The sequence below is a fragment of the Streptomyces sp. NPDC001348 genome (genome assembly GCF_053597535.1).
Genome location: NZ_JBSFIK010000026.1, coordinates 83537 through 105655, shown reverse-complemented (window position 1 = coordinate 105655; position 22119 = coordinate 83537). Strand labels below are relative to the sequence as shown.

Genomic DNA, 22119 nt, shown 5'->3' with positions numbered 1-22119 from the left:
CCCCTGCCGATTCCAGGGACGTTCGAGGAAGGGAGCCCACCATGGCCTACGACCCCACCGATCCCGAGACGTTCGAGGACCGCGAGGACGGGAACGGCCTCACGGAGATCGACGTCGAGGCCCCCGAGGGCGACGCCGCCGAGCAGCACGCGGACATCGCCCCCGCTCACGACGACCCCCTCGCCGATGTGGACCCGGACCGCGCGAACGAGGCGGATCTCGTCGAACAGGCGCGGGTCGTCTCCCTCGACGAGGACGACTACCGCTGACCGGCGGCCGGCCGTCGGCGCCCCGATCCCCGGCGACCTGCCCCGTTTGCGACCCTTCGTACGCCTTTCGGCGGCGTCCGGTACGTGAAATTCTGCGCTCTCACCGCGCACAGCACGGTTACCGAAAAGTACGATGGCCGCGCGGCGCACACCGCATGTGGACGTGATTTTGGAGGCGGCGTGACAGCCATCGAGCAGACAGAGGCGGCACGCCCGCGGGGCACTCGCCTGCCGCGCCGTGCCCGCCGGAACCAGCTCCTGGGTGCCGCCCAGGAGGTCTTCGTGGCGCAGGGGTACCACGCGGCCGCCATGGACGACATCGCCGAGCGCGCCGGGGTCAGCAAGCCGGTGCTCTACCAGCACTTCCCGGGCAAGCTCGACCTCTATCTCGCCCTGCTGGACCAGCACTGCGAGTCGCTGATCCAGTCCGTGCGGAACGCGCTGGCGTCGACGACCGACAACAAGCAGCGCGTCCGGGCGACGATGGACGCCTACTTCGCGTACGTGGAGGACGACGGCGGCGCCTTCCGCCTGGTCTTCGAGTCGGACCTGACGAACGAGCCCGCGGTGCGCGAGCGCGTCGACAAGGTGACGAACGAGTGCGCCGAGGCGATCTGCGACGTGATCGCCGAGGACACCGGCCTGTCGCGGCCCGAGTCGATGCTGCTGGCCTCCGGCCTCGGTGGCCTCGCCCAGGTGGTGGCGCGCTCCTGGCTGCACAGCGACCGCAGCGTCCCGCGCGACCAGGCGGTCCAGCTGCTGACCTCGCTGGCCTGGCGGGGCATCGCGGGCTTCCCGCTGCACGGCACCGAGCACCACTAGGACCACACCAGGACCGGATGCCCCTCGGGCACCACACGCTTCACGGCGTTTGTTCCCGCGCGCTGTTCGCTCCTGGCGTTCTCGCGCGGAGCATGCGGGTCCCCTCACCGGGCTAATGTGTGCTGGTACGGCGCGGAAGGTCGCGCACTCACTGACCGTCGGAGGGACATAGCCGTGGAGGTCAAGATCGGCGTGCAGCACGCGCCCCGCGAGATCGTTCTGGAGAGCGGTCGGAGCGCGGAGGAGGTCGAGCGCGTGGTGGCCGAGGCGCTGGCCGGGAAGACGCAGCTGCTGAGCCTCGAGGACGAGAAGGGTCGCAGGATCCTGGTCCCGGCGGACCGCCTCGCGTACGTGGAGCTCGGCGAGCCGACGGTCCGCAAGGTGGGTTTCGGCCCCCTGTAGTCCGTACGCGGGAGACGTCCCACGCACAGTGTGAAGGGGCCCGGCGGCGAGCAGCCGCCGGGCCCCTTCATCATGTCCGCGCACGGACCCACGATGCCCGCACAGGACCCTCACAGGGAGGATTGCATTCCGCAGGTCACGGGTATGACGGGCTACGACCGTGAAGCGCAGCCGGCCACGTGGGAGGGACCCCGTAATGATCTTGGAAGCTCTCGGCTCCGCCCTGATCGGTCTGGGGCTCGCCTGGGCCGCGGCGCACCGACTGGCCCACCGGCTGCCCGCCCGCGCCCTGGTGTTCGGCACGGGCGTCGCCGGAGCCCTTTTCGGTGACTTCGTCACGCACAGCGCGCTGGGCACCGGCGCCGTCCTGCCGAGCCTGCTCGGTGCGGCGGTCGTCTCGGCTGCCTCGCTCTCGCTGCTGCTGCGGCCGACGGGCCGCCTGCGCCGACGATCGGTGACCGCGTAGCCCGCGACCGGCAGGGGCGCGGCCACGGCACGGCCGGGACCGCCCCCCGACGGAGCGCTACGCGGCCAGGCCCAGCGCCGCCATCCGCTTGGTGTGGCCCTCGGTGATGCGGGAGAACATCTTGCCGACCTCGGCGAGGTCGAAGCCGTCCGCGACACCGCCGACCAGCATCGTGGACAGTGCGTCCCGGTCGGCGACGACCCGCTGGGACTGCGACAGGGCCTCGCCCATCAGACGCCTCGCCCACAGGGCGAGCCGGCCGCCGACGCGTGGGTCCGCGTCGATCGCGGCGCGCACCTTCTCCACCGCGAAGCCGGCGTGCCCGGTGTCGTCGAGAACGGCCAGAACCAGCTCACGGGTGTCGGAGTCGAGACGGGCCGCGACCTCGCGGTAGAAGTCGCTGGCGATCGAGTCGCCGACGTACGCCTTGACCAGGCCCTCCAGCCAGTCCGAGGGCGCGGTCTGCTTGTGGAAGCCGTCCAGTGCCGCGACGAACGGCTCCATGGCCAGGGTCGGCTCCGCGCCGATCTCCGTGAGCCGGTCCCGCAGCCGCTCGAAGTGGTGGAACTCCGCCGACGCCATCTTCGCCAGCTCAGCCTTGTCCTCCAGGGTGGGCGCCAGCTTGGCGTCCTCCGCGAGCCGCTCGAACGCCGCGAGCTCTCCGTAGGCGAGCGCGCCGAGCAGATCCACGACCGCGGCGCGGTACTGCGGTTCGGCGGAGGCCTTGGCCCAGTCCTGGGCGGCGACCCCGGTGTGTTCGGCGGTGGCGTTGTCAGGCTTGTCAGAGCTCGTCATGAAGCGCACAATAACCCGCTCATCGCCCGGAGGAAGCCCCTGGTCAACCAGTGTGACCACGATGACGTGACGGAATCGGCCATCGCATGTGCGCGATTCCGGGGTATGGTGGTAATGCGCCTGCTGGATACGCCGATTCGTTTCGGCGTACCTCGACAGGCCGCACGCATGAGGATGCCCGGTCGGTGGCCCGATCGGCTCCGACCCGACAGCCCTCCCGGCCGTACAGCTCGACGCTTACGACAACCGGAGGGACCCTCAAGCGGTTCGAGCGCTAGAGCGTCGGCAGAGGTCCCGTGCCACGGCTTGCCCATGGCGGTTCGCCCGTACGGCAGCCGACGTCCCCGGCACGGTCCGACACGACCCCCGCGCTCGCCTCGCGCCGCACACACAGAAGAGGCAGCACGCTGACTACGACGTTTCGAGAACTCGGAATCCTTCCCGAGACCGCCGAGGCCCTGGAGGCCGTCGGCATCACCACTCCCTTCCCCATCCAGGAGATGACGCTCCCCGTGGCCCTCTCGGGCACGGACGTCATCGGCCAGGCCAAGACCGGCACCGGAAAGACGCTGGGCTTCGGCCTTCCGCTCCTCGAGCGGGTGACCGTCCCCGCCGACGTCGAGGCCGGGCGCGCCCGGCCCGAGGCGCTCACCGACGCCCCGCAGGCGCTCGTCGTCGTCCCCACCCGCGAGCTGTGCACTCAGGTCACCAACGACCTGCTGACCGCGGGCAAGGTGCGCAACGTGCGGGTCACCGCCATCTACGGCGGCCGGGCCTACGAGCCCCAGGTGGAGGCCCTCAAGAAGGGCGTCGACGTGGTCGTCGGCACCCCGGGCCGGCTGCTGGACCTGGCCGGGCAGCGCAAGCTCGACCTGAAGCACATCAAGAGCCTGGTCCTCGACGAGGCCGACGAGATGCTCGACCTGGGCTTCCTGCCCGACGTCGAGAAGATCATCAACATGCTCCCGGCCAAGCGCCAGACCATGCTCTTCTCGGCCACCATGCCGGGCGCGGTCATCGGCCTCGCGCGCCGCTACATGTCCCAGCCCACCCACATCCGCGCCACCGCGCCGGACGACACGGGTGCGACCGTCGCGAACACCAAGCAGTTCGTCTACCGCGCGCACTCCATGGACAAGCCGGAGATGATCGCCCGCATCCTGCAGGCCGAGGGCCGCGGACTGGCGATGATCTTCTGCCGCACCAAGCGCACCGCGGCCGACATCGCCGAACAGCTGCAGCACCGCGGGTTCGCCTCCGGCGCGGTCCACGGCGACCTCGGCCAGGGCGCCCGCGAGCAGGCGCTGCGCGCCTTCCGCAACGGCAAGGTGGACGTCCTCGTCTGCACCGACGTCGCCGCGCGCGGCATCGACGTCGAGGGCGTCACCCACGTCATCAACTACCAGTCGCCCGAGGACGAGAAGACGTACCTGCACCGCATCGGCCGTACGGGCCGCGCGGGCGCCAAGGGTACGGCGATCACGTTCGTCGACTGGGACGACATCCCCCGCTGGCAGCTGATCAACAAGGCGCTGGAGCTCGGCTTCAACGACCCGCTGGAGACGTACTCGAGCTCCCCGCACCTGTTCTCGGACCTCGGGATCCCCGAGGGCACCAAGGGCACCCTGCCGCGTTCGGAGCGTACGCGCGCCGGGCTGGACGCGGAGGAGCTGGAGGACCTGGGCGAGACCGGCGGCCGCGGTGGACGTGGTCGCGGTGGCCGGGGCGGTCGCGGTGACTCCCGCGACGGCCAGGCCCGCACGGCCGAGCGCGAGCGTGCGGCCCGTACGCCGCGCCGACGCCGCCGCACGCGCGGTGGCGCCGCGCTGGAGTCCGCGCCCGGCGCGGCGCCGGCCGAGTCCGCGTCGCCGGCCGCCGAGGCGGTCCCGGCGGAGGAGACGACCGCGCCGCGCACGCTGCGCCGTCGCCGCCGTACGCGCGGCGGGGCTGCGGCGGAGACCGCGCCGGCCGTCGAGACCGTGGTGGCCGAGGCCGCCCCGGCCGCGGAGGCCGCCGTTGCGACGGCGGAGGGCGAGGCCACGGCCGACGCCGCCGAGAAGCCGCGCCGCCGTCGCACCCGCAAGCCGGCGGAACCGGCCGTGGCACCGGCCCAGGAGGCAGCCGCGGCTGAGGCCGAGGCGACCCCGGTCGTGGAGACGCCGGAGGAGAAGCCGCGTCGTCGGACCCGCAAGACGGCGGCTTCCGCCGAGGCCGCGGCCGACACGGTCGAGGCCACGGAGGCCAAGCCCACCGCGCGTCGCACCCGCAAGACGGCAGCCCCCGCCGAAACCGCGACCGACACCGCCGAAGCCCCGGAGACCAAGCCCACGGCACGCCGCACCCGCAAGACGGCAGCTTCCGCCGAGGCCGCGGTCGACACGGCGGAAGCCGCCGAGGCCAAGCCCAAGGTTCGCCGCACCCGCAAGACCGCGGCGACCACCCCCGAGGCACCCGCGGAAGCCGAAGCCGAGGCCAAGCCTAAGGTTCGCCGCACCCGCAAGACGGCGGCTTCCGCCGAGGCCGCGGCCGACACGGTCGAGGCCACGGAGGCCAAGCCCACCGCACGCCGCACCCGCAAGACGGCAGCCCCCGCCGAAACCGCGACCGACACCGCCGAAGCCGCCGAGGCCAAGCCCAAGGTTCGCCGCACCCGCAAGACCGCGGCGACCACCCCCGAGGCACCCGCGGAAGCCGAAGCCGAGGCCAAGCCCAAGGTTCGCCGCACCCGCAAGACGGCGGCTTCCGCCGAGGCTGCGGCCGACACGGTCGAGGCCACGGAGGCCAAGCCCACCGCACGCCGCACCCGCAAGACGGCAGCCCCCGCCGAGGCCGCGGCCGACACGGCGGAAGCCACCGAGGCCAAGCCCAAGGTTCGCCGCACCCGCAAGACCGCGGCGACCACCCCCGAGGCACCCGCGGAAGCCGAAGCCGAGGCCAAGCCCACCGCACGCCGCACCCGCAAGACCGCGGCCGTCGCCGAGATCCCGGCACAGGCCAGCGAGGAGCCGGAGGTCAAGCCGCGGCGCCGTACGCGCAAGACGGCCGCGGCGGCGGTCGACGCGGCCGAGGCCACGGAGCCGAAGCCCCGCCGGACCCGTAAGGCGGCGGCGGCCGTGGAGGCCCCGGAAGCCTGACCGGCCCGCGGAGGGCAAGCGACGCAGTGACCGACGGCCCGGCCCACCTCGTGTGGGCCGGGCCGTCGGCGTACCGCCTTGCTCCCGCTCCCGATAGCCTCTGCGCATGAGCCGGCCGACCACCTTCACTCCGCCCCCCGGCGCCCGCGCGTACGCGCTGCGCACCGCCCGCGGTGAGTTCGCCGTCGTCGACATGCCCGTGGTCGCCGGTGTCGAGCCGAGGGGGGCCGCCCTGCTGGTTCCCGGGTTCACCGGCAGCAAGGAGGACTTCAACCAGCTGCAGGTGCCGCTCGCGGAGCGCGGCTACCGGACCGTCGCCGTCGACGGCCGCGGCCAGTTCGAGTCCGACGGGCCGGAACACGAGGAGTCCGCCTACGCCCAGGAGGAGTTGGCGCGGGACGTGCTGGCGCAGAGCGAGGCGCTCGGTACGCCGGTGCACCTGCTGGGGCACTCCCTGGGCGGGCAGATCTCCCGCGCGGCCGTCCTCGTCGACCACTCCCCCTTCCGTTCGCTCACCCTGATGGCGTCGGGGCCGGCGCACATCTCCGTCAGCCAGCAGCAACGCGTGAAGCTGCTCCGGGACGCGCTCGCCGTGATGACGATGGCGCAGGTGTGGGACGCCCTCCAGGCCATGGAGCTGCCGGAGGAGGCCGAGGCCGGGGCGCTCGACGGCGGTCTCGACGACCGGGCGGACCTGCGGCGGCGCTGGCTGGGCAACAAGCCCGCGCAGCTCATCGCCACCGGCCGCCAGCTGTGCACCGAGCCCGACCGGGTCGCCGAACTGGCCGCCGTGCCCCTGCCCTGCCATGTGCTGTCCGGTGCGGTCGACGACACCTGGCCGGTGCCCCTCCTGGACGAGATGGCCGTACGGCTCGGCGCCCGCCGCACGGTCATCGAGGGCGCGGAACACTCCCCCAACACCGACCGGCCGCTCGCGACGGCCCGGGCGATCGCCGACTTCTGGGACGGGTCCGGCTCCTCCGCCTAGTACTGCGTCCGCAGGTGCTCCCAGAAGCCGTCCCGCAGGGCGCGGCGCAGGTCGGCCTGGCCGCGCAGGGAGTACTGGAGGATGCCCTCGGCCTCGACGAGGAGGTCCTGGTCCACGGAGCCGGGCAGGTAGGGATGGCCGGGCAGCAGCTCGACCAGGGCGTCCCGGCCCCGGGCGGCGAGCCACTTCGCCGCGATCTGGGCGCCGGCGAAGCGGACGGCGTCGCGGGTGGGCCGGGCCGCGGCCGACGTGTCGTGGGCGAGCGCCGTGCGCCGGGAGACGTACGGCTTGAAGAACTCGAGGTCGAAGGTGCGCTGGCTGTCGACCTCCCAGAGCAGCGGCTCGGCCTGGTTGCGGCCCTCCGGGGCCTCGATGCCCCAGAGGTGGACGCGGGCGCCGTACCCCTGCGCCGCCTCCACGGCCGACACCAGGTCCTCGTCGCCGCCGAGGAGGACCGCGTCGCTGATCGCCCGGTGCCGGGCGAGGGACTCCAGGTCGGAGCGGATGAGCGAGTCGACGCCCTTCTGCTGGTTGTTGGCGTTGAGGTTGCCCAGGCGCACCTTGACGTCGGGCAGTTCGGCGATGGACTGCTGCTCGGCGGTGTGGATGCGGCGCCGGGCGCCGTCGTACCAGTAGACGCGCAGCAGCCTGCTGTCCGCGAAGACGCTGCGGGCGCGGTCGATCAGCGCGTCGATCAGGCCCTCGGCGTCGAGGTCGAAGGCGCGACGGTCCTCGGTTCCGGCCACCAGCCGGCCGGCGGCCGCGTAGAGGTAGCCCGCGTCGACGAAGATCGCATGGGTCGAGGGCGTTTTCGCCACTTCGACCAGCATGCGCTGGAGCAGTTCGTTCGTGCGGTCGATGCAGGCTTGCAGGGCCGCGAGGTCGTCGTTCATCGACTCCATTGTCCCGGCGGTCACGCTGCGAACACAACCGGTCCCGGTCAGTCTCGTGAACCCGACCCCTACCCGTCAGTAGTTAGACGTTCGAAAAATTTCTTTAGCGTAGGGAATGTTTGTAACACACAGCCCGTTGAATACGTATGTCACGACGACACCAGTAGTTCTCCGCAGGAGGATGACCAGACGAAGGGAGAAGCCATGCGCTTCGAGATCATGCGACTCGACGAGGTCGACGGCACCACCGTGGACAGCACCGTCGTGGACGCCGCCTCCGTCAACCGGATCGTGCAGCAGGCCGCCGCCATCGGGCAGCGACTGTGGATCCGACCGGCCGAGACCCCGGCCTCATAACAGACGCGGATCACCGCAGAAGCTTCGGAGCCCCCGTACGGCAGCGTTGCCGTACGGGGGCTCTGCGCATCGGCGGCCTCATGCGAGGCTCAGGCGCCCCTGATCACCTGCGTGACACCGTTGATGATCTGCTGCACCGCGATCGCGGACAGCATCATGCCCGCGAGCCGCGTCACCAGGACCACACCGCCGTCCTTGATGACCCGGATGATCAGCAGCGAGTAGCGCATCACCAGCCACAGCACGACGTGGATCGCGAGGATCGCGGACCACACGGACACCTGGGCGGCGACACCGCCGGCCTTCTGCACGGCCAGGATCACGGACACGATGGCCCCGGGACCCGCCAGCAGCGGCATGCCCAGCGGAACGAGGGCGACGTTGACGTCCTTGGTCTGCTTCGGCTCGTCCGTCTTGCCGGTGAGCAGGTCCAGCGCGATCAGCAGGAGCAGCAGCCCGCCGGCGATCATCAGCGCGGGGACGGAGACGTGCAGGTAGTTCAGGATCTGGTGGCCGAGGACACCGAACACGGCGATGACTCCGCCGGCCACACAGACCGCCTGGAAGGCCATCCGCTTCTGCACCTTGGCGGGGCGTCCGGCGGTCAGGGCCAGGAAGATCGGGGTGATCCCAGGGGGATCCATGATGACGAAAAGGGTCAGGAACAGGGAGCCGAAGACGGCGACGTCGAACATGGGTGAGGAACAGGCCTTGCTGGAAGAAGGAGGAAAGGGGTGGGGAGGAAGGGGGGAAGGGAGACGAACGTGAGGGGGTGGGGCGAGCTCAGGCTCCGCCGGTGCCCGGCACCGGGAACGCCCCCGTGGCACGCCGTGTGATCTCCCCGTACACCTCGGGGTCCGTCGTGTACTCGCCCAGCGCCACCGTCTTGCGGCTGCCGTGGTAGTCCGACGACCCCGTGACCAGCAGCCCCAGTTCCTTCGCCAGCCCGCGCAGCCGCGCCCGGGCGTCGGCGTCGTGGTCCATGTGGTCGACCTCGATGCCGTCCAGGCCGGCCGCGGCCATGTCGGCGATCCGGGTCTCGGGCACCGTGCGGCCCCGCTTGGCGGCGGCCGGGTGGGCGAAGACGCAGACTCCGCCCGCGCCCTTGACCAGGCGGATCGCCTCGAAGGGGTCGGTCTCGTGCTTCTCCACGAACGCCCGGCCGCCGTCGGCCAGCCACTGGTCGGTGAACGCGTCGCTCACCGTGGGCACGACACCCAGCTCGACGAGCGCGGAGGCGACGTGCGGGCGGCCGACCGAGCCGTTCCCGGCGATGCGCTCCACCTGCTCCCAGGTGACCGGCACGCCCAGCTCGTTCAGCTTGGCGACCATGCCCTTGGCCCGGGGCACCCGGTCGTCCCGGACCAGCTCGCGCTCGGCGAGCAGGGCGGGCTCCTCGGGGTCGAAGAGGTAGGCCAGCATGTGCATGGAGACGCCGTCGACCCGGCAGGACAGCTCGGCGCCGGTGACCAGGGTGAGGCCGGCAGGCAGTGCGGCGATCGCCTCGGCGTGGCCGCGGGTGGTGTCGTGGTCGGTCAGCGCGACGACGTCCAGGCCGGCCGCGGCGGCGTTCCCCACCAGTTCGGCCGGGGTGTCCGTACCGTCGGAGGCCGTGGAGTGGCAGTGCAGATCGATGCGCACGACGCGGACTCCAGGCAGGGACGGTTCGGAAGGGGACACCTAAGGATAGCGGCCGGTAAGGGGTGCCCTGTCACACCCGCAGCCCCGCTGCGCCCCCTACAGTCAGCTCTCAGGGTTCCAGCAGCCGCGGGGACAGCGCCCCGCACGGCACCAGGTCCAGCTCCGCCCCGGCGTCCCGCAGATCGGTCAGCACCAGCTCGTCGTACATCAGCAGTCCGGTCGTCTCCGGCCACACCACCGCCCACAGCCACAGCCCGAGCGCCTCGCCCGCGAAGACGGCGCGGTCGTCGGGGGTGCGGTAGACGTGCCAGAGGGGGGTCGGGCGGCCGGCGGCGAGGACCTTGGCCTGGGGTGGTTTCTCGACGTTCATGTACGGCCCCGGGTCGGGGGCGTCGATGCCCGCGTAGCGTGCGCCGAGGCCGACGCCGAGTTCCTCGGCGACCAGGATGAGCTCACCGACGCCACCGAGGGGGCCGGGTCCGGAGCAGGCCACCGCGGTGGCCCGGCCGCCACTGCGGTCGTCGCCCGCGTACCGCACCCCCGTGAACAGCCAGCCGACCGGCAGTGGCCACGGCATCCACACCGGCACCTGCGTGCGGCGCACGACCACACCGAGGGCCTCGACGCTGGGCGGGATCACGGGCTGCAGGGGATGCACCGACCCGTGCACATCGCACTGCCAGGCGTCGGCGAAGAGACCGGGAGCCCTGACCCGGCCACCGCACTTCGGGCAACTGGGTTCGCCCCTCATGAGGCTCCACGGTCCTACCCCTGTTGCCTCACGTCAAGGACGATCACCCGTCCGCCGCGAATCGCCTGACCGGGAAGAGTTAGGTGCATCTTGCATTAATTAGCCACCCTAATCTAGTATGTGTAAATACCAACTATCTGATGGGAGAGAGGCATGGACACCCTCGATGCGGGAGCCGGCGGGCTCCTGCGGCAACCCAAGGCGGTCTGGGCGACGGCCGGCGCGTCCGTCGTCGCCTTCATGGGAATCGGCCTGGTCGACCCGATCCTGCCGTCCATCGCCCAGGGCCTGAACGCCACCGCCGGCCAGGTCTCCCTGCTCTTCACCTCGTACTTCCTGATCACCGCCGTGGCGATGCTGCTCACCGGCTTCGTCTCCAGCCGCATCGGCGGCCGTAGGACCCTGCTGCTCGGCCTGGCCTTCGTGGTGGTCTTCGCCGCCCTCGCCGGCACCTCGGGCTCGGTCGCCGAGCTCGTCGGCTTCCGGGCCGGCTGGGGACTGGGCAACGCCCTGTTCGTGTCGACGGCCCTCGCGGTCATCGTCGGAGCGGCGGCCGGGGGCAGCGCCGCGGCGATCCTGCTGTACGAGTCCGCCCTCGGCCTCGGCATGGCCTGCGGTCCGCTGCTGGGCGCGGCCCTCGGCAACGCCAGCTGGCGCTACCCCTTCTTCGGCACGGCCGCGCTGATGGCGATCGGCTTCCTGTGCATCACGGCGTTCCTGAAGGAACAGCCGAAGCCCGCCCGGAAGACCTCGCTCCTCGATCCGCTCAAGGCACTCGGCCACGGCGGCCTGGCCACGGCCGCGGCCTCGGCCTTCTTCTACAACTACACGTTCTTCACCGTGCTGGCCTTCACGCCGTTCGTGCTGAACATGACCCCGTACCGCTCGGGCGCGGTGTTCTTCGCCTGGGGCGTGCTGCTCGCCGTCTTCTCGGTGCTCGTGGCACCGCGCCTGCAGGAACGGTTCGGCTCCCTGAAGGTGCTGGGCGGCTCGCTGGTGCTGCTCGCGGCGGACGTGCTCGTCCTCGGCTACGGCGGCCACACCGCCGCCGTCGTCTGCACGATCCTGTCCGGCGCCTTCATCGGCCTGAACAACACGGTGTACACCGAGCTGGCCCTCGGCGTGTCGGACGCGCCGCGCCCGGTGGCGAGCGCCGGCTACAACTTCGTACGGTGGTTCGCGGCCGCGGCGGCGCCCTACTTCGCGCCGAAGATCGAGGAGTGGACCGACATCCACATCCCGTTCGTGGCCGCGGCGGTCACCGCGGTGCTGGCCGCACTGGTCGTCCTCGTACGGCGTGGCGCCCTCACTCACGAAACGGAGGAGCTGCAGCCCCGGCACGCCACCGAGGACGGCGTCACGGTCTTCGCCAACTGACCGTCCACCGAAGGAGCTTGGTGAGCTTGCTCACTCCAGCGGGACGGACCTGCGGGAAGGATCCCTCAGGTCCGTCCCGTTCGTCAGCCAGCGCTCCTGGAGGGCCTGGGCACCGTGCACCCGCTTCCAGGCGGCCTCGTTCGGGGTCATCGGCAGCAGCGGCAGGAACCGCACCGGGTCCATGGGCTCGTCGAGTCGCAGGTCCTCGACCAGACCGCCCGGCTCGCCGACCAGCACCGAGGTGAACGGAGCGCCGGGCCACAGCGGCTCGCCCACGTCCAGGGAGGCACCAGGGGCCACCACCACGCCCTCCACCTGCGGGGACGCGGCGAGTACGGCCAGCGGGCGGAGCACCTTGCCGGTTTCCGCCAGGCCTGCGCGGACGGACAGGACCAGCTCGGCGCGGGGGCCCTTCACGGGGTCGGCGAGCATCGCCGTGGGGTCCGTCATGGGGTGCGCGGACATGCCCAGCGTGGCGTAGCGGACGACGTCACCCTCCTGGAAGCGGAGCACCTCGATGCGGTCCGTGCCGAGGAAGGTGACCGCGGCGCGCGCGTCCGGTTCACCCAGCGCGGTGCTCAACCGTGCCTCCACCAGAGGAAGAACATCAACCATGCGGTGAGCATAGAACTCGTCAGCAGCGGGCAAAGCGGCGCCTTGACACTTCGGGCGACTGATACTCTGAGCCGGTGGTTCGGGGCAGCACGCAGAAGCGTGGCTATCGGGTCCCGACGCCGACGAGACTCCCTTACGAGGGACCGGCCGGAGGAGGTGGGGCTGTCATGGATCGAAGTCGACCGTGCAGTACCACTCGCTCTTCCGGCTGTTGATTCTGTTCCTGGCTGGCTGCCGCCCTCACGTTCGCGTCGTCGTTCTGTCGTCGTTCGGCCGTCGTTCGGAAGAGCACTTCATTCGCTTTGCCTGATCTGCCTGATCTCCATCAGTTCTGCATCAGTAGCGAAGTCGCCACCGCGACGGTGCGGTGCTCCCCGCTTTGTGGACGTGCCAAACATCCGCAGTGAAAACGTCCTCATTCCGGGTAGTTCCATCCGCCGCCGGCGGTCTTTCGTTGCTCGCCCGCGAAGGAGCCTGCCCATGTCGATGATCCGCGACCTGCGTGCCGTCGTCCGCCCCTCCCGCGTCTCGCTGCGCAAGGACGCCGGCGTGTACGACACCACCCGTGACCCCGCCACGCCGTCGGCCGTCGTCGACTGCGCCGTCTACCGCGACGGTTCGCGGGTGGACTTCGGCAAGTCGCCCACCCCGCAGGAGGCGATGCGCCAGGTGCGGCGCGACGGGGGCTTCGTGTGGATCGGGCTGCACGAGCCGACCGAGGCCGAATTCGCCGGTATCGCAGCGGAGTTCGGGCTGCACCCGCTGGCCGTCGAGGACGCCGTGCAGGCGCACCAGCGGCCGAAGCTGGAGCGCTACGACGACTCGCTCTTCACCGTCTTCAAGACCATCCACTACGTCGAGCACGACCGGCTCACCGGTGACAGCGAGGTCGTGGAGACCGGCGAGGTCATGTGCTTCACCGGCCGGGACTTCTTCATCACCGTCCGGCACGGCGGTCAGGGCTCGCTGCGGGCCCTGCGGCACCGGCTGCAGGACGACCCCGAACTGCTCGCCAAGGGCCCCTCGGCGGTGCTGCACGCCATCGCCGACCACGTCGTCGACGGGTACATCGCGGTGGCCGACGCCGTGCAGGACGACATCGACGAGGTGGAGACCGAGGTCTTCTCGCCCGGCCGCAAGGGCGGGGTGTCGCGAGGTGTGGACTCGGCCCGGATCTACCAGCTCAAGCGCGAGGTACTGGAGTTCAAGCGCGCGGTGTCGCCGCTGCTGCGGCCCCTGCAGCTGCTGAGCGAGCGGCCGATGCGACTGATCGACCCCGACATCCAGAAGTACTTCCGGGACGTCGCCGACCACCTCGCCCGCGTCCAGGAGCAGGTGCTGGGCTTCGACGAACTGCTGAACTCCATCCTGCAGGCCAACCTCGCGCAGGCGTCCGTCGCGCAGAACGAGGACATGCGGAAGATCACGGCCTGGGCCGCGATCATCGCCGTACCGACGATGGTGTGCGGGGTGTACGGCATGAACTTCAAGTACATGCCCGAGCTGCACTGGAAGTACGGCTACCCGGTGATCATGGGCATCACGGTGGTCATCTGCCTCGGCATCCACCGCACCCTTAAGCGCAACGGCTGGCTGTAGGAACGGCCTGGATAGGCTGGGCGCATGACAAGTGCGGAGCTGCTCGACCGGGCCCTCGTCGAGGAGGCCACCAAGAAGTCCGGCCTCGTCTGGGTCAAGGGCGCCGGCGCCCCCGCCGCGCGTGCGCTGTGGCACGTGTGGCACGAGGGTGCGGTGTGCCTGGTCGGCGACGGGCCCGGGGAGCAGCCGCTGCCCGGTCTGACCGACGGCGGCTCGGCCGAGGTCACCGTGCGCAGCAAGGACAAGGGCGGCCGGCTGGTCACCTGGACGGCCACCGTGTCCGAGCTCGCGCCCGGCTCCGAGGCGTGGGAGGCGGCGGTCGCCGAGCTCAAGGGCAAGCGGCTGAACGCGCCGGACGGCGAGGCGATGACGCGGCGCTGGCTCAGCGAGTGCCGGGTGCTCCGCCTGGTGCCGGGTGGGGCGTCCCTGCCGTTGCCGTCCGGCAGCCTGGCCGAGCCACCGGTGCCCACGCCCGCGACGACGCGTCGGCCGATCCCGGCGGGGCTGCCGCGGCTGCTCGCGCGGCGGCGCAAGGGGAAGTAGGGGGCCGAGCGCGGTTCGGCACCGCCGGCGACCACCGTGGTGGCTGAGCGCCGTCGCGGCGGGAGTTTCCGACCGGCGGTCGGACGGACCTGGCCGGCGGAGGTTCCCGGCCGCCGGTCGGACAGACCTGGCCTGCGGGAGTTTCCGGGCCGCCGGTCGGACAGACCTGGCCTGCGGGAGTTTCCGGGCCGCCGGTCGGACAGACCTGGCCTGCGGAGGTTTCCGACCGGCGGTCGGACGGGCTCAGCCCTCGTGGCCCCCGGCCCGGGCAAGTCCGCCGCGCCGGCGATCAGCCCGACGGCGGTGCCCGGCGGGGCCGAACCCACTGCCACCCGCCCGGCAGCCCGCCGGCAGGCCCCCGCACCCCTACGACGTCGGCAGCTGCCTGCCGTAGTCCACCGTCTCCCCCTTGGCCGGTTTCGCGACCGAGAAGTCCTTGCCCCAGTCCGAGAAGCGGAGCGTCCCCGCTCCACCGCCGCGGACCAGGCGGAGCGGATACGGCTTGCCCTCCAGGGAGACGTCCAGCGTGCCGCCGGAGCCCTTGTCGCCGGTGATGCGGACGGTACGGACGCCGGACTGCTCGTAGTGGCCGTCCTTGACCAGCGTGCCGTGCAGCGCCAGCAGTCCCTCGAGGAGGAGGTCCTTGTCCGTGAAGCCGCTGAACTTCTTGTACGCGGGGTCGCGCGTCGGCACCCTGACGTACTTGCCGTCGAGCTTGCCCACGGCCCCCGCGTTGCCGTCGCTGCCGTCGGCGTGGTCCCAGAAGTCCGCGTTCGCCTTCAGGTACAGCTGCTCGCCGACCCGCAGCAACCGGAAGGCCGCCCCCTTCGACGTGACCGACCCGGTGCCGCCGTCGTCCTTCAGCCGCATGTCGAGCGTGTACGTGCGCCCGCTGGTGACCACGGTCCCCGACAGCCGCACCGTTCCCGCGGCCCTGGCCGCCGTCAGCGCTTGGGACTGGATCCGGTCCGGGGCCAGCTTGCCCACCCCGTTGGTGCCCGCGTCCGGATCCTCGCTGCTGCACCCCGCGAGCGCCGCCCCTGTCACGACCAGTGCGCACGTCGCGCTCAGCAGCGCGGCCCGGCGGGTTCGGCCGTGGGGAATCGCAGTCACAGGTGGGGCTGCCTTTCTGACGGGTCCTGAGCGGCGTACGGCAGCGTACCGGGGCGCCGGACCGCGGGCGGAGCCGGTCCGTCCGGACGGCTCGCCAGAGCACCCGCCATCGGGACGGGCTAGCCTGAAGCCCACCCGAGCGGGCAATTCGGGAAAGGAGCGCCCTGAGCGCTACAGCCCCAAGCAGGCCGTACGAGAAGGAAGCACAACCATGGCAGCCGGCGCCCCCCGGATCTTCGTCTCGCACCTCGCCGGTGTCCCCGTCTTCGACCCGACCGGCGACCAGGTGGGCCGCGTCCGCGACCTGGTCGTCATGCTGCGCGTCGGAAGACGCCCCCCGAGGCTGCTCGGCCTGGTCGTCGAACTGGCCACCCGGCGCCGTATCTTCCTGCCCATGACCCGGGTCACCGGCATCGAGTCCGGACAGGTCATCACCACCGGGGTGCTCAACGTGCGCCGCTTCGAACAGCGGCCCACCGAGCGCCTGGTCTTCGGGGAACTGCTCGACCGCCGCGTCACCCTCGTCCAGGCCGGCGAGGAGGTGACCGTCCTGGACCTGTCGGTGCAGCAGCTCCCGGCCCGCCGGGACTGGGAGATCGACCGTGTCTTCGTGCGCCGGGGCAGGAAGGGCAGTGCCTTCCGCCGGGCCAAGGGGGAGACCCTGACCGTCGAGTGGTCCGCCGTGACCGGGTTCTCGCTGGAGGAGCACGGGCAGGGCGCCGAGAGCCTGCTCGCCACCTTCGAGCAGCTGCGCCCCGCCGACCTGGCCAACGTGCTGCACCACCTCTCCGCCAAGCGGCGTGCCGAGGTGGCCGCCGCCCTCGACGACGACCGGCTCGCCGACGTCCTCGAGGAACTCCCGGAGGACGACCAGATCGAGATCCTCGGCAAGCTGAAGGAGGAGCGCGCCGCGGACGTCCTGGAGGCCATGGACCCCGACGACGCCGCCGACCTGCTCGCCGAGCTGCCCGAGGAGGACAAGGAGCGGCTGCTCAGCCTGATGCAGCCCGGGGACGCGGCCGACATGCGGCGTCTGATGTCGTACGAGGAGCACACCGCGGGCGGTCTGATGACCACCGAGCCGATCGTGCTGCGGCCGGACGCCACCGTCGCCGACGCCCTCGCCCGGGTCCGCAACCCCGACCTGTCCCCCGCGCTCGCCGCCCAGGTCTACGTCTGCCGCCCGCCCGACGAGACGCCGACCGGCAAGTACCTGGGGACGGTCCACTTCCAGCGCCTGTTGCGCGATCCCCCGTACACGCTGGTCAGCTCGCTCGTCGACGACGACCTGCAACCGCTCGACCCGGACGCCGCGCTGCCGGTCGTCGCCGGGTTCTTCGCCACGTACGACATGGTCGCGGCGCCCGTGGTCGACGAGTCCGGGGCGCTGCTGGGGGCGGTCACCGTGGACGACGTACTGGACCACATGCTGCCCGAGGACTGGCGGGAGACGGAGTTCCACCTCGACGCGGAGGACACGGAAGGCACGGTGGCGGACGAGGGGGCTGGTGTCCATGGCTCCTGAGCGTGAGAGCGGCGCCCGCGACCGCACCCCGGCGGGGGCGACGGCCGCCACCCGGCCGCGTACGCCCCGCCTCGACCAGCCGCGCGCGCCCCGGCACCGGTTCCTGCCCGAATGGGACCCGGAGGCCTTCGGACGGCTGTCGGAGAAGATCGCCCGGTTCCTGGGCACGGGCCGCTTCATCGTCTGGATGACGGTCGTCATCATCCTGTGGGTGGTGTGGAACGTGTCCGCGCCGGCCGCCCTGCGCTTCGACAACTACCCGTTCATCTTCCTGACCCTGATGCTGTCGCTGCAGGCCTCGTACGCGGCGCCGCTGATCCTGCTCGCGCAGAACCGGCAGGACGACCGGGACCGGGTCAACCTCGAACAGGACCGCAAGCAGAACGAGCGGTCCATCGCCGACACCGAGTACCTGACCCGCGAGATCGCCTCGCTGCGGATGGGCCTGGGCGAGGTGGCCACCCGCGACTGGATCCGCTCCGAGCTCCAGGACCTGCTCAAGGAGCTGGAGGAGCGGCGGCACCATGACGGGCACGTGACGATTCCGGTGGTTCCGGCAGTTCCGGCAGAGCGGACGGAACGGTCGCCGGGACGTGACGCAGACGACCGCTGACGGGCTACCCGGAGGCCCCTCGGGGCGCCGTACCATCGTCGTATGGCTACGGAAGACGCGGTGCGCGAGGCACTGGCGACGGTGAACGACCCCGAGATCAACCGCCCCATCACCGAACTGGGGATGGTCAAATCGGTGGAGATCGGCGCGGACGGGGCGGTCGCGGTCACCGTGTACCTGACGGTCTCCGGCTGCCCGATGCGCGAGACGATCACGCAGCGGGTCACCGAGGCGGTCTCCCGGGTCGAGGGCGTCACCCGTGTCGACGTCACGCTCGACGTGATGAGCGACGAGCAGCGCAAGGAACTGGCGAACGCCCTGCGCGGCGGCCAGACCGAGCGCGAGGTCCCCTTCGCCAAGCCCGGCAACCTGACCCGGGTGTACGCGGTCGCCTCCGGCAAGGGCGGCGTCGGCAAGTCCTCGGTGACGGTGAACCTGGCGGCGGCGATGGCGGCCGACGGTCTCAAGGTGGGTGTCGTCGACGCCGACATCTACGGCCACTCGGTGCCGCGCATGCTGGGCGCCGACGGCCGCCCGACCCAGGTCGAGAACATGATCATGCCGCCGTCCGCGAACGGCGTGAAGGTCATCTCCATCGGCATGTTCACCCCGGGCAACGCCCCGGTCGTCTGGCGCGGCCCGATGCTCCACCGCGCCCTGCAGCAGTTCCTCGCGGACGTCTACTGGGGCGACCTCGACGTCCTGCTCCTGGACCTGCCGCCCGGCACCGGCGACATCGCCATCTCCGTGGCCCAGCTGATCCCGAACGCCGAGATCCTGGTCGTGACGACCCCGCAGCAGGCGGCGGCCGAGGTGGCCGAGCGGGCGGGTTCCATCGCCGTCCAGACCCATCAGAAGATCGTCGGCGTCGTCGAGAACATGTCCGGCCTGCCCTGCCCGCACTGCGGGGAGATGGTCGACGTCTTCGGCACGGGCGGCGGCCAGCTGGTCGCGGACGGCCTCACCCGGACGACGGGCACCACGGTGCCGGTCCTCGGCAACATCCCCATCGACGTCCGCCTCCGCGAAGGTGGCGACGAGGGCAAGCCGGTGGTCCTCACCGACCCGGACTCCCCGGCGGGCTCCGCGCTGCGGGCCATCGCGGGCAAGCTGGGCGGCCGGCAGCGGGGCCTGTCGGGGCTGTCGCTGGGGATCACCCCGAAGAACAAGTTCTGAGGTTCCTGAAACGCCGCTGACGGCAGCCAGCCAAGGGGCGCGGGGTCCGCGTCCGACATGCGGCTCCGCCGCGTGGGCGCGACCGGCCACCGAAAACCAGCAGCCGCACCCGACGGCACCAGGCCCTACGTCGAAGGGGCGCCGAAACCCACCGGCGCCCCTTTGTCACGCGTACGCGGAAACATCCTTGATCACGGCGAAGCCCAAGCCGTACGCGCTCATGCCCCTGCCGTACGCCCCGAGGTGCACCCCCTGCTGCGTCGTTCCGGCGAGCACCCAGCCGAACTCGGACTCACGGTAGTGGAACTGCGCCGGCACGCCGTCCACGGGCAGGGACAGCGTCGACCACTCGGGGCCGTCCAGGTCGTCCGCCAGGGCCCACGCCGTCTCCGTCTGCTGCTCGAGCCAGTCGTCGCGCAGGCTGTGGTCCAGGTGGCCGGGCCAGGTGCAGGACAGCAGGCCCACGCCGGCCAGCCAGGCCGCGGAGGAGACCGACGTCGCTTCCAGCAGCCCCGTGCCGTCGGCGCTCCTGCGGGGCGGGTTCGCGGCCACGGTGATCACGACCGCGAACTTCTCCCTCGGCTCGTCCGCGGAGGCGGCGACGTGCTCGTTGCGTACGGAGGGTTCGTCGCCGTGCCCTATCGACCCGTGTGTGACGGCGCCGTCGGCCGCCGTACCGACCTGCATCAGCTGGCGCGGCCCGGTGAACGCCTCGTCGAGGCCGTACCACGGGAAGGGCGCCAGCAGGTAGCCGTCGACCGTGTGCCGGGCGGAGGGGGCCTGCTGTCCGCCCTCCGCGGCCGACGCCTGCGCGACTGACCGACTTGTCGTCTCCATCTGCCCGGACGCCTCCTAGCTCTCGTCGGGCCGGGACGGCCCGCCCCCGTTCGGGCGTACTCGCCCGGCCCGCACAACAACTCGGCAGCATATCCACACCGCTGAGAGCGGCAGCGAAGCCGCCCGGCGCGTGCGTCCGCACGGGCGGCCGGTTCAGCGCGGGGGCGCGATGCTCAGGTGGCGTCCGCGTCGAAGAGCGGACGGTCGTCCTTGCCCGGGTCCTCGGGCTTCTTGGTCATGTCGACACGGCCGCCGGAGGAACCGGAGGCGCCGGCACCGGACGAGGAGGAGGCCTCGGTCTCGCGGCCGTTCACCGCGTCCGTGACCTCGGCCATCTCCTTCTTCAGGTCGAAGCCGTTGCGGATCTCCTTCAGCCCCAGCTCGTCGCTGTCCAGCTGCTTGCGGATGAACGTCTTGGGGTTGAGGTCCTCGAAGTCGAAGTCCTTGAACTCGGGGCCCAGCTCCTGCCGGATGTCCTGCTTGGCGCTCTCGGAGAACTCGCGGATCTTCCGGATCGTACGCGTGATGTCCTGGATGACCTTCGGGAGCTTGTCCGGACCGAAGACGAGCACGGCGAGCACGACGATCGTCACCAGCTCGAGTGGTCCTATGTCATTGAACACCTGAAGCTCCTCGCGATGTCCTCGGTCCTCGGCCCTCAGCGGTCTGCGGTGCGGGTCTTCCGTGGTCCGGGCCGGACCCACGGTACCCGGCGATGCCGTGGGACGGGTACTGTCCCCGGGACTCCGACCGGGTGCGGACGGCCGGTTTTCCCGGTTGTTTGCCTTGTCGGGCCCCGGGTGCGGTCCGGGCCGTGAACTTTCCGTCAGTCGCCGCCGGACGACCCCAGGACGAGCGGGACCTCCCGCGTACGGCCGCCGCGCCGGACGGTGAGGCGAAGGCGGTCGCCGGGACGGTGGGCGCGAGTCCTGACGATCAGCTCCTCCCCGGAGTGGACGGCCGTGCCGTCGACCTCCGTGATGACGTCCCCCGCTTTGAGGCCGGCCCGGTAGCCGGGGCCGCCCACGGTGACCGGGGGACCGCCGTCCCCGCCCTTGGCACCGATGCGGGCGCCGTCGCCGGAGTACTCCATGTCGAGGGTCACGCCGATCACCGGGTGGGTCGCCTTCCCCGTGTTGATCAGTTCCTCCGCGACGCGCCTGGCCTGGTTGACGGGGATGGCGAAACCGAGGCCTATGGAGCCGGCCTGGCCGCTCCCGGAGTCCGAACCGCTGTCGGCGGAGCGGATGGCCGAGTTGATGCCGACGACACGGGCCAGGGAGTCGAGCAGGGGCCCGCCGGAGTTGCCCGGGTTGATCGGGGCGTCGGTCTGCAACGCGTCGACGTACGACACGTCGCTGCCGTCCCCGCTCTCGCCGCCCGCCGTGATGGGCCGCTCCTTGGCGCTGATGATGCCCGAGGTGACGGTGTTCGCGAGGTCGAAGGGCGCGCCGATGGCGACGACGGGATCCCCCACCTGGACGTTGTCGGAGTTGCCGAGCGGCAGCGGCCGCAGTCCGCGTACGCCGCTGACCTGGACGACGGCCAGGTCGTAGCCGGTGTCCCGGCCGACGATCCGGGCCTTGGCGGTGTCGCCGCTGCTGAACGCCACCGTGATCTCGCCGTCGGCCGCGGCGGCCTGGACCACGTGGTTGTTGGTGAGGATGTGGCCCCGGGTGTCGAGGACGAAGCCGGTGCCGGTGTCCTGCTCGTCGCCGCCCTTCACATGCAGCGTGACGACGCTGGGCAGGGCGCGGGCGGCGATCCCCGCCACGCTGTCCGCGGGCCGTCCGGAGGGCTCCTTGCCGGCCTGCGGCAGCCGTACGGTCCCCGGACCACCCTCGCGCTCCAGGGACGCGCCCACGACACCGCCGACACCGCCGGACACGAGGGCGAGCAGCACCGCCCCGCCCGCGAGCAGCCGCCCGGTCCGCCCGCGTCGCTGCCGCGCCGTGGGCACGGCGGCACCGGTCTGCTGGAACGGGGCGTGGGCCGGGGACGGGGCGGCCCAGGGGTCGTAGCGGTGCCAGGGGTCGGCGGGCGGCGCCTCCGGAGGAAGGACGGTGGCCGCGGGGGGCGCGGCAGGCGACGGCCCGGCGGGCGGCACCTCCGGAGGAAGGACGGTGGCCGCGGGGGGCGCGGCAGGCGACGGCCCGGCGGGCGGCACCTCCGGAGGAAGGACGGTGGCCGCGGGGGGCGCGGC

At 71.8% G+C, this 22119-nt stretch carries 23 protein-coding genes; 13 read left to right on the top strand and 10 right to left on the bottom strand.

The features are described from left to right. The first annotated feature begins 41 nt into the window (after window positions 1–41). The 4 genes from ACWC21_RS25785 (at window position 42) to ACWC21_RS25770 (ending at window position 1959) form a co-directional block, all read left to right on the top strand. Entirely contained in the window at window positions 42–269 is a 228-nt protein-coding gene (locus ACWC21_RS25785) for a hypothetical protein (protein ID WP_450885188.1), read from the top strand. Window positions 270–449: 180 nt separating this feature from the next. Then, on the top strand, window positions 450–1091 hold the full coding sequence (locus ACWC21_RS25780; RefSeq protein ID WP_450885187.1) for a TetR/AcrR family transcriptional regulator: 642 nt from the start codon (window positions 450–452) through the stop codon (window positions 1089–1091). A 174-nt stretch (window positions 1092–1265) separates the two neighbouring features. Further along, entirely contained in the window at window positions 1266–1493 is a 228-nt protein-coding gene (locus tag ACWC21_RS25775; protein WP_450885186.1) for a DUF3107 domain-containing protein, read from the top strand. A 196-nt stretch (window positions 1494–1689) separates the two neighbouring features. Next, window positions 1690–1959, top strand: a complete 270-nt coding sequence (locus ACWC21_RS25770; protein ID WP_450885185.1) for a hypothetical protein — start codon at window positions 1690–1692, stop codon at window positions 1957–1959. Window positions 1960–2016: 57 nt separating this feature from the next. Here ACWC21_RS25770 and ACWC21_RS25765 read toward each other — a convergent pair whose 3' ends face one another. After that, a complete protein-coding gene (locus ACWC21_RS25765) occupies window positions 2017–2763 on the bottom strand; it encodes a ferritin-like fold-containing protein (RefSeq protein ID WP_450885184.1) in 747 nt (248 codons plus the stop codon). Between the two features lie 491 nt (window positions 2764–3254). Between ACWC21_RS25765 and ACWC21_RS25760 the strand changes: the two genes are divergently transcribed. Next, a complete protein-coding gene (locus tag ACWC21_RS25760; protein WP_450885183.1) occupies window positions 3255–5888 on the top strand; it encodes a DEAD/DEAH box helicase in 2634 nt (877 codons plus the stop codon). A gap of 106 nt (window positions 5889–5994) precedes the next feature. Further along, window positions 5995–6876 carry an alpha/beta fold hydrolase gene (locus ACWC21_RS25755; protein ID WP_450885182.1) on the top strand — a complete coding sequence of 294 codons (882 nt, stop codon included), beginning with the start codon at window positions 5995–5997 and terminating at the stop codon, window positions 6874–6876. Here the strand turns inward: ACWC21_RS25755 and ACWC21_RS25750 are convergent. After that, window positions 6873–7778 carry an NYN domain-containing protein gene (locus ACWC21_RS25750; RefSeq protein WP_450885211.1) on the bottom strand — a complete coding sequence of 302 codons (906 nt, stop codon included), beginning with the start codon at window positions 7776–7778 and terminating at the stop codon, window positions 6873–6875. The two genes, ACWC21_RS25755 and ACWC21_RS25750, sit on opposite strands and share 4 nt — an antisense overlap. 195 nt (window positions 7779–7973) lie before the next feature. Between ACWC21_RS25750 and ACWC21_RS25745 the strand changes: the two genes are divergently transcribed. Further along, a complete protein-coding gene (locus ACWC21_RS25745; RefSeq protein WP_330337947.1) occupies window positions 7974–8126 on the top strand; it encodes a hypothetical protein in 153 nt (50 codons plus the stop codon). Between the two features lie 89 nt (window positions 8127–8215). Here ACWC21_RS25745 and ACWC21_RS25740 read toward each other — a convergent pair whose 3' ends face one another. The 3 genes from ACWC21_RS25740 to ACWC21_RS25730 all read right to left on the bottom strand — a co-directional run bounded on the left by ACWC21_RS25740 (window position 8216) and on the right by ACWC21_RS25730 (window position 10518). Beyond that, window positions 8216–8821: a MarC family protein gene (locus tag ACWC21_RS25740; RefSeq protein WP_450885181.1), complete on the bottom strand. Its 606-nt coding sequence runs from the start codon at window positions 8819–8821 to the stop codon at window positions 8216–8218. Between the two features lie 88 nt (window positions 8822–8909). Continuing rightward, on the bottom strand, window positions 8910–9767 hold the full coding sequence (locus ACWC21_RS25735) for a PHP domain-containing protein (protein WP_450885180.1): 858 nt from the start codon (window positions 9765–9767) through the stop codon (window positions 8910–8912). Between the two features lie 109 nt (window positions 9768–9876). Next, window positions 9877–10518 carry a DUF6758 family protein gene (locus ACWC21_RS25730; protein WP_450885179.1) on the bottom strand — a complete coding sequence of 214 codons (642 nt, stop codon included), beginning with the start codon at window positions 10516–10518 and terminating at the stop codon, window positions 9877–9879. Between the two features lie 153 nt (window positions 10519–10671). Between ACWC21_RS25730 and ACWC21_RS25725 the strand changes: the two genes are divergently transcribed. Continuing rightward, window positions 10672–11895: an MFS transporter gene (locus ACWC21_RS25725; RefSeq protein ID WP_450885178.1), complete on the top strand. Its 1224-nt coding sequence runs from the start codon at window positions 10672–10674 to the stop codon at window positions 11893–11895. A 30-nt stretch (window positions 11896–11925) separates the two neighbouring features. Here ACWC21_RS25725 and ACWC21_RS25720 read toward each other — a convergent pair whose 3' ends face one another. Beyond that, window positions 11926–12510, bottom strand: a complete 585-nt coding sequence (locus ACWC21_RS25720) for a suppressor of fused domain protein (RefSeq protein WP_450885177.1) — start codon at window positions 12508–12510, stop codon at window positions 11926–11928. A 480-nt stretch (window positions 12511–12990) separates the two neighbouring features. Between ACWC21_RS25720 and ACWC21_RS25715 the strand changes: the two genes are divergently transcribed. Both ACWC21_RS25715 and ACWC21_RS25710 read left to right on the top strand, forming a co-directional pair. Then, window positions 12991–14109, top strand: coding sequence for a magnesium and cobalt transport protein CorA (locus tag ACWC21_RS25715; protein WP_450885176.1), 1119 nt, complete (start codon window positions 12991–12993; stop codon window positions 14107–14109). A 24-nt stretch (window positions 14110–14133) separates the two neighbouring features. After that, window positions 14134–14652 (top strand): hypothetical protein, encoded by a 519-nt coding sequence (locus ACWC21_RS25710; RefSeq protein WP_450885175.1) that lies wholly within the window; start codon window positions 14134–14136, stop codon window positions 14650–14652. Between the two features lie 366 nt (window positions 14653–15018). Here the strand turns inward: ACWC21_RS25710 and ACWC21_RS25705 are convergent, their stop codons facing one another. After that, window positions 15019–15765, bottom strand: coding sequence for a hypothetical protein (locus ACWC21_RS25705; RefSeq protein ID WP_450885174.1), 747 nt, complete (start codon window positions 15763–15765; stop codon window positions 15019–15021). A gap of 211 nt (window positions 15766–15976) precedes the next feature. Between ACWC21_RS25705 and ACWC21_RS25700 the strand changes: the two genes are divergently transcribed. The 3 genes from ACWC21_RS25700 to ACWC21_RS25690 are packed head-to-tail and all read left to right on the top strand — an operon-like array spanning window position 15977 to window position 19079. Continuing rightward, window positions 15977–17290, top strand: coding sequence for a magnesium transporter MgtE N-terminal domain-containing protein (locus ACWC21_RS25700; protein ID WP_450885173.1), 1314 nt, complete (start codon window positions 15977–15979; stop codon window positions 17288–17290). Continuing rightward, the gene (locus tag ACWC21_RS25695; RefSeq protein ID WP_450885172.1) at window positions 17280–17903 is read left to right on the top strand and encodes a DUF1003 domain-containing protein; all 624 of its coding nucleotides are present in this window, start codon (window positions 17280–17282) and stop codon (window positions 17901–17903) included. Before ACWC21_RS25700 ends, ACWC21_RS25695 begins: the two co-directional genes overlap by 11 nt. A 42-nt stretch (window positions 17904–17945) precedes the next feature. After that, window positions 17946–19079 carry an Mrp/NBP35 family ATP-binding protein gene (locus ACWC21_RS25690; protein ID WP_450885171.1) on the top strand — a complete coding sequence of 378 codons (1134 nt, stop codon included), beginning with the start codon at window positions 17946–17948 and terminating at the stop codon, window positions 19077–19079. Between the two features lie 165 nt (window positions 19080–19244). Here ACWC21_RS25690 and ACWC21_RS25685 read toward each other — a convergent pair whose 3' ends face one another. The 3 genes from ACWC21_RS25685 to ACWC21_RS25675 form a co-directional block, all read right to left on the bottom strand. After that, entirely contained in the window at window positions 19245–19916 is a 672-nt protein-coding gene (locus ACWC21_RS25685; protein ID WP_450885170.1) for a hypothetical protein, read from the bottom strand. Between the two features lie 173 nt (window positions 19917–20089). Continuing rightward, window positions 20090–20539 (bottom strand): sec-independent translocase, encoded by a 450-nt coding sequence (locus ACWC21_RS25680; RefSeq protein WP_450885169.1) that lies wholly within the window; start codon window positions 20537–20539, stop codon window positions 20090–20092. Window positions 20540–20742: 203 nt separating this feature from the next. After that, window positions 20743–22119: S1C family serine protease (locus tag ACWC21_RS25675; RefSeq protein ID WP_450885168.1), on the bottom strand; the 1377-nt coding region annotated here is incomplete at its 5' end.